Genomic DNA, 6776 nt, shown 5'->3' with positions numbered 1-6776 from the left:
AACCGTCAGCCGGTTCGGCGGGCCGCCGTCAGTGCAATTTGCGCGGGGTCGCGACTACCGCCCGAGCGCCGCCTTCAGCGCGTCCACCCGGTCGGTGCGCTCCCAGGTGAAGTCCGGCAGGTCGCGGCCGAAGTGGCCGTACGCCGCCGTCGCCGTGTAGATCGGGCGCAGCAGGTCGAGGTCCCGGATGATCGCCGCCGGGCGCAGGTCGAAGACCTCGGTGACGGCCGACTGGATCTTCTCGACCGGCAGGCTCTCGGTGCCGAACGTCTCGACGAACAGGCCGACCGGCTCCGCCTTGCCGATCGCGTACGCGACCTGCACCTCGCAGCGCCGCGCGAGCCCCGCCGCCACGATGTTCTTCGCGACCCAGCGCATCGCGTACGCCGCGGAGCGGTCCACCTTGGACGGGTCCTTGCCGGAGAACGCGCCGCCGCCGTGCCGGGCCATGCCGCCGTACGTGTCGATGATGATCTTGCGGCCGGTGAGCCCGGCGTCGCCCATCGGGCCGCCGATCTCGAAGCGGCCGGTCGGGTTGACCAGCAGGCGGTAGCCCTCGGTGTCGATGCCGAGGTCGGCAAGCTCCGGCTCCACGACGTACTCGCGGATGTCGGGGGCGAGCAGCGAGTCGAGGTCGATGTCGGCGGCGTGCTGCGACGAGACGACCACGGTGTCGAGGCGGACCGGGCGGTCGCCGTCGTACTCGATGGTGACCTGGGTCTTGCCGTCCGGGCGCAGGTAGGGGATGGTCCCGTTCTTGCGCACCTCGGACAGGCGCTTCGAAAGGCGGTGCGCGAGTGTGATGGGGAGCGGCATCAGCTCGGGGGTGTCGTCGCACGCGTACCCGAACATGAGGCCCTGGTCGCCCGCGCCCTGGCGGTCGAGCTCGTCCTCGTCGCCCTCGACCCGGGCCTCGTAGGCGTCGTCGACGCCCTGCGCGATGTCCGGGGACTGCGAGCCGATGGAGATCGAGACGCCGCACGAGGCGCCGTCGAAGCCCTTCTTCGAGCTGTCGTAGCCGATTTCGAGGACCCGGTCGCGGACGATGGTGGGGATGTCCGCGTAACCCTTGGTCGTCACCTCGCCGGCGACGTGGACCTGGCCGGTGGTGATCAGCGTCTCGACGGCGACCCGGGACCTGGGGTCCTCCTTGAGGAGCGCGTCCAGGATGGAGTCGCTGATCTGGTCGGCGATCTTGTCCGGGTGACCTTCGGTCACGGACTCCGAGGTGAACAGTCGACGGGACACTTCGCTCCCTGGTGTTTGCAGCGGCTGCTGGCTGACGACGACGTGCAGGTTGCGGCCCGTGTCGCCGGAATTCTGGCCCGAGTGTAGCCGCAAGGGGCGCACCGACGTAGCTGCCGTCCAGCCACGCGGGTGACGTGGTGTTCCTCACGCGCGGTCAGCAACGCCGCGGCCCGTCGGGGCGGCGGACCGGCCCGCCGGCTCAGGTCAGCAGCGCGGCGACCCGGTCCCACACCGCGTCGGCCAAGTCCTCCTTGGGGCCGAACGGAACGGCCGTTTCGCTGCCGTCGGCGCCCAGGAGGACCGCCTCGTTGCCGTCCGCGCCGAACGTGCGGGTCTCCCCCACCTCGTTGACCACCAGAAGATCGCAGCCCTTGCGCGCGAGCTTCGCCCGGCCGTGCGCGAGGACGTCGTCGGTCTCCGCCGCGAAGCCCACCACCACCTGCCCGGGGCGCGGGCGTTCGCGCGAGATCTCGGCGAGGATGTCGGGGTTCTTGGCCAGCGCGATGGGGTCGGGCTCGGCGTCCGTCTTCTTGATCTTCCCGCCCGCGTACGCGACCGGCCGGAAATCGGCCACGGCGGCGGCCATCACCACGCAGTCCGCGTCCGCGGCGGCCTTCACCACGGCCTCGCGCAGTTCCACGGCGGTGCCGACGGGCACGACGTCCGCGCCCGCCGGGTCCGCGAGACCGACGTTGGCGGCGATCAGCGTGACCCGGGCGCCGCGGGCCAGGGCGGTACGGGCCAGCGCGTACCCCTGCTTACCGGACGACCGGTTGCCCAGAAACCGCACCGGGTCCAGCGGTTCGCGCGTGCCGCCCGCCGAGACGACGACGTGCCGCCCCGCGAGATCCGGCGCCTGGCGACCGCGCAACAGCGCACGCCGCGCGGTCCGGAAGATCTCCTCCGGCTCGGGCAGCCGCCCCTTGCCGGTGTCCTTGCCGGTGAGGCGGCCCACCGCGGGCTCCAGGACGATCGCCCCGCGATCGCGCAGGGTCGCGACGTTCGCGCGGGTCGCCGGGTGCTCCCACATCTCGGTGTGCATCGCGGGCACGAACACGACCGGACAGCGCGCCGTCAGAAGGGTGTTCGTCAGCAGGTCGTCGGCGAGGCCGTGGGCCGCCTTGGCCAGGATGTCCGCGGTCGCCGGGGCGACGACGACGAGGTCGGCGGCCTGCCCGATCCGCACGTGCGGCACCTCGTGCACGTCGTCCCACACATCGGTGGCCACCGGCTGTCCGGACAAGGCCGCCCAGGTCGGCGCCCCGACGAACTTGAGCGCGCTCGCCGTCGGCACCACCCGCACCTCATGCCCCGACTCGGTGAACCGCCGCAGGACGTCGCACGCCTTGTACGCGGCGATGCCGCCCGCGACGCCGAGGACCACACGGGGACGCTGCTGGGTCATCGCTTCTCCTGCATCTCCTGCGCACGGTGCCGATGGGTTCCTGCGTGTTGTCCGTGCCTGCGGCTTTCGAGCGTAGCGACGCGCGAATGCGACCGGCGAACCGGCGGGCCCTCGGGTGCGTCGCAACTGGTGCCGGCAGGAATACCGAGTACCGCTTGAGTACGAACGCGGATGGTCCGGCGGCGCGCACAACGCCACGCTGGACGCTCGGAGCGGGGAACTCCGAGTACGGGCGCGGTCGATCGCCCGCGAACAGGGTCCGACGACGACCGAGGCCATTGAGTGCGCGCCGACATGCGCGCACCGGGGGAGTTTCGATGATCGACATCAATTTGCTCGCGAATCCCGCGAGATGCCCTGATTGCACGGGTCCGTTGCCCGCGCCGAGGCCGTCGATGTGCGAGCGCTGCGCGCTGCCGCTGACCGGCCCCGTGGCGGCGGAGCTGTGGAACGTCAGCAGCGAGGCCAAACGGCTGCTGGAGCAGCGCGCGAATCTTCTGCGCAGCCTGCGCGCGTCCGTGGTCCCGGCTCCCAGACCGGCGGATGCGCCGCCCGAGAACGCCGCGTCCGCCGCCGGAACGTCGGCGAACGGGTCGGTGGACACCGCGGCACACCCGCGGACCCGCCCGGTCCAGCCGGACCGGCCGGTCCCCGGCGAGCAGGGCGGCGGACGGTGGCGGCGCGAGGTGTTCGGTGCGCTGCCGGTGACCCCGGCGTCCGCGGGTACGGCCCCCGGCGCGGCCGCGCCGCCTGCCACCGAACCTGCCGCCACGCCCACCGCGCCGGTCGGCGGTCAGGTGCCTGCCGCGGACTGGAGCGCGCGTTCGTTCGGCGCACCCGCGCCCGCACCCTCCGCCGCCCCGGCCGCGGGTCCCGAGGTCGGCCGCCGCCGGGTCGCCCGGCTGATCCTCGGCACCGGCGTCCTCTTCCTCATCGTCGCCGCACTCGTCTTCGTCGCCATGACCTGGCAGCGCTCCGGCACCGGCGGCCGCGCGATCGTGATGGCGCTCATGCTCGTCGCCGCGGCGATCGGCACGGCCGTCGCCGAGCGTCGCGACCTGCCGCTCACCGCCGAGGCCCTGGGCATCGTCGCGGTGGCGATGGGCCTGCTCGACGGGTACGCCGCGTACGCCGCCGACCTCGGAGGCATGCGCGGCGCCGGGGGCCTGCTGGTCTCGGCCGTGACGGTGGCCGCCGTGGGCGGCGCCGCACTCGCCGGAAGCATGGTCCTCGGCCTGCGCACGCTGCGGGTGTCCGCCGCGCTGCTGTTGCAGGCGCCCGTACCGCTGCTGGCCGGGCACATCGGCCGGTCGAACGACTCGCTGCTGCCCCTCGCGATCGGCTTCGCCGCCCAGGCCGCCGCCGAAGCCGCCCTGCTGCACCGAGCGTTCCGCAAGCCGGTCGACGCCGCGGTGAAATCCGACGGGCACGCGCCGCCCACCCGCCGACTGCCGCAGTCGCCCTCGGTGCGGATCGCGCTGCTGGCCACGGCGGCCTACTGGACGGCCGCCTTCGGCCTCGCGGTCGCCGAGTCCGGCAGCGGCGCGGCCGCCGCCACGATGGCCATGGTGGTCGTGACCGCCGGTTTCGTCGCCCGCGTCATGCGCGCGTACGGCGCCATCCGGCACATCGCCTCGGCCGCCGGCACCGTCGCGTTCTGCACCGCGCTCGCGATGAGCGCGGCCCTCACAGGCGACAGGGGTTCCGAGGGAGACATCTCCACGGGCTGGAGCCTCGCGGTGCTGTCGGCCCTGTCGCTGGTGCTGGTGGCCCTGGTCTACGCGGTGCCCCGGGCGTACCGCCCCGGCCCGCTGGCCGTGCTCGCCGTGCCGTTCGCGGTCGGCGGGGTCACCGCGGTGGTGTCGGTCGCGGCGGCGCTGTTCGGGCCGGTCGCGTGGTTGTCCCACCCCTGGTCGGCGGACGGCGGCGGGTGGTCGAGCGCCCGCGAGGCCATGACGCCGACCGCGGACTGGGAGCTCGGCGCCGCCCCCTCGGTGATCATCGTCGGCGTCTCCCTGACCGTGGGCGCCGCCGCGCACCAGCTCGGACGCGGGACCTGGTGGCGCATGCTGGCGCTGACCGCGGTCGTGTCCGAACTCGTGGTCGCGCCTTTCGTGTTCGACGTCCCGCTGGCTGCGGCGATCGGCTACCAGGTGGTCGCGGGTGCCGTCCTGGTCGCCGCGGCCGGGCGGCTGTTCCCGGTCGCGTGGCAGGCGCACTCCGCGCGGGCGGCGGGGCTCGGTCTCGTCGCGCTGGGCACGGTGTGGTCGCTGGCGGACGCGCCGCTGTCGGTCGCCGTGTGGGGTCCGGTGGCCCTGGTCCTGGTCGGCCTGATGTCCGCGTTGCCCGTGACGCCGCGCCCCGTATGCGCGGGGGCGGCCACGGCGATGCTGTTCGCCGACGCCGCGATGGCCGCGGCCTGGCGCGAGGTCGACGGGACGGTCGCCGCGGCGGGTCTGGCGGTGGCGGCCTCCGCGCTGGTCGCGGCGGGCGTGCCGGTCGCCCGTCGGCACCCGGCGCTCGGCTGGCCGGTCGTCGGCGTCGCGGGCGCCTGGGCGCTCGGTTCCGCGGCGCTGGCCCACACCGACGCGCGGGCGCTCGCCGTCGCTCTGGGCGCAATCACCGCGGCCGCGGTGGCGGCCATGATCGCCGACGCGCCGGTACGCCGGGCCTGGTGGGCCGGGGCAGCCGTCGCCGCCGCCGTTCCCGCCACGGCCGTCGCCGCCTACGCGGCCGGAGCCGCCACTACCTGGGCGGCCTTCGCCGGGGCCGTAACCGCGGCAATCGTCCTGGCCACGGGCCCTTCGGCACGCACCACCCGCGTGTCGCTGACCAAGAACACGGACCGGCTGCTCCTCGCCGAGACGATCGAGGCCGTCTCGGCGCTCGGCCTGGCGGCCACCATGCTCAACACGCTCGGCGACGAGCGGGCGCGCACCGCGGCACTGTCCGTCGCCGCGGTGGCCGCCGCCTGCCGGGTGCCCGCGCGCCGTTCCGCGGTGCAAGCCCTGTGGCCGCCGGTCCTGGCCGCGCTGCTGCTCCTCGGGACGGCGTCCGCGGCCTCGGCTGCCGACGCACCGGCCGACCGCGTCGCGCTGCTGGCCGTGTGCGTGGCGTCCGCGCTCTACGTCCTGCTCCCCCACCTGCCCGCGTCGGCCGTCCCGCTGCCGCTCGCGGTCGTCGTGGTGCTGGTAAGCGCCGTCGGCGGCGGGTTCGTGGGCGTGGTCTCCACCGAACCCGAACTGGCGTGGTTCGCCCTGCTGGTCCCCGGCGTCGCGGCGGTCCTCGCGGGTTGCCTCCCCTGCCGGGTGCCGGGCACGGCCGATCTGCGCCGGGCCTCGGCGGTCGCGGGGGCGGCGCTCCTCCTCGCGGCGTACTGGACCGGGCTGGGCACGGCCGGTGTGGCGGAGCCCGAGCCGTACACCGCGCCGCCCGGCGTGCTCACGCTCGCGGGCGGCCGGTGGTTCCGCCGCCGCAGGCCCGGACTGCACTCGTGGACGGCGTACGGCGCGGGCCTCGCGTTCACGCTGCTGCCGTCCCTGCCGCTCGCGATCTCGGACGACGCCGCCCTGCGGCCCGCGCTGCTCGGCGCCGCCGCGCTCGCGAGCCTGGTCGCCGGGGCACGGTTCCGACTCCAGGCGCCGCTGCTCATGGGCGCGGGCACGCTCGCGGTGCTGGCGGTGTTCCAGCTCAGCTCGCCGGTGCTGGCCGCGTACCACGCGCTGCCGCGCTGGGGCGTGTTCGCCGGCGCCGGGGCACTGCTGATCCTGCTCGGGTGGAGCTACGAACGGCGGCTCCGCGACCTCGCCCGCCTCGGCCGCAGCGTCCGCGCGCTCGATTAGTGCCGTGACCGGAAGAGTTCACCGGTTCCCGGCGCCCGGCAGCACTCCTTTCGGCGTTGCGGACGTGCAGGGCACTCACGGCCCCGCGGGCGAGTACGACCGAGTACGAGTTTCGGCCCCCGCGCCTTGCGAGGCACGGCACCAGAACACGTGAGCGTCACCAAGATCCGAACGACCATGGCCTAGGCAACGCTGCCGGGCTTGCGCACCGCGTCCAGTACCTCGGCGACACACTCCGGGTCGGCGCGGTAAGGCAGGTAGAAGCCGAGCCGGTCGGCCCC

3 protein-coding genes are annotated in these 6776 nt (G+C 74.7%); 1 reads left to right on the top strand and 2 read right to left on the bottom strand.

The annotated features are described in order from the left end of the window. Nucleotides 1–54: 54 nt before the first annotated feature. Together metK and coaBC are read right to left on the bottom strand one after the other, a co-directional pair. A complete protein-coding gene (metK, locus tag ACRX5S_RS01070) occupies nt 55–1248 on the bottom strand; it encodes a methionine adenosyltransferase (RefSeq protein ID WP_436770741.1) in 1194 nt (397 codons plus the stop codon). A 199-nt stretch (nt 1249–1447) separates the two neighbouring features. Continuing rightward, nucleotides 1448–2653: a bifunctional phosphopantothenoylcysteine decarboxylase/phosphopantothenate--cysteine ligase CoaBC gene (gene coaBC, locus ACRX5S_RS01065; protein ID WP_436770740.1), complete on the bottom strand. Its 1206-nt coding sequence runs from the start codon at nt 2651–2653 to the stop codon at nt 1448–1450. A 317-nt stretch (nt 2654–2970) separates the two neighbouring features. Between coaBC and ACRX5S_RS01060 the strand changes: the two genes are divergently transcribed. After that, nucleotides 2971–6495: an SCO7613 C-terminal domain-containing membrane protein gene (locus ACRX5S_RS01060; RefSeq protein WP_436770739.1), complete on the top strand. Its 3525-nt coding sequence runs from the start codon at nt 2971–2973 to the stop codon at nt 6493–6495. Nucleotides 6496–6776 lie beyond the last annotated feature (281 nt).

This window comes from Yinghuangia sp. YIM S09857 (assembly GCF_051388915.1).
In the GTDB taxonomy this organism is placed as follows: domain Bacteria; phylum Actinomycetota; class Actinomycetes; order Streptomycetales; family Streptomycetaceae; genus Yinghuangia.
This window is presented reverse-complemented; position numbering and strand designations above follow the sequence as displayed.

Bases quoted from the DNA above. Each gene is read 5' to 3' on its own strand.
- coaBC (WP_436770740.1), bottom strand. From the start codon at position 2,653: ATGACCCAGCAGCGTCCCCGTGTGGTCCTCGGCGTCGCGGGCGGCATC.
- ACRX5S_RS01060 (WP_436770739.1), top strand. From the start codon at position 2,971: ATGATCGACATCAATTTGCTCGCGAATCCCGCGAGATGCCCTGATTGC.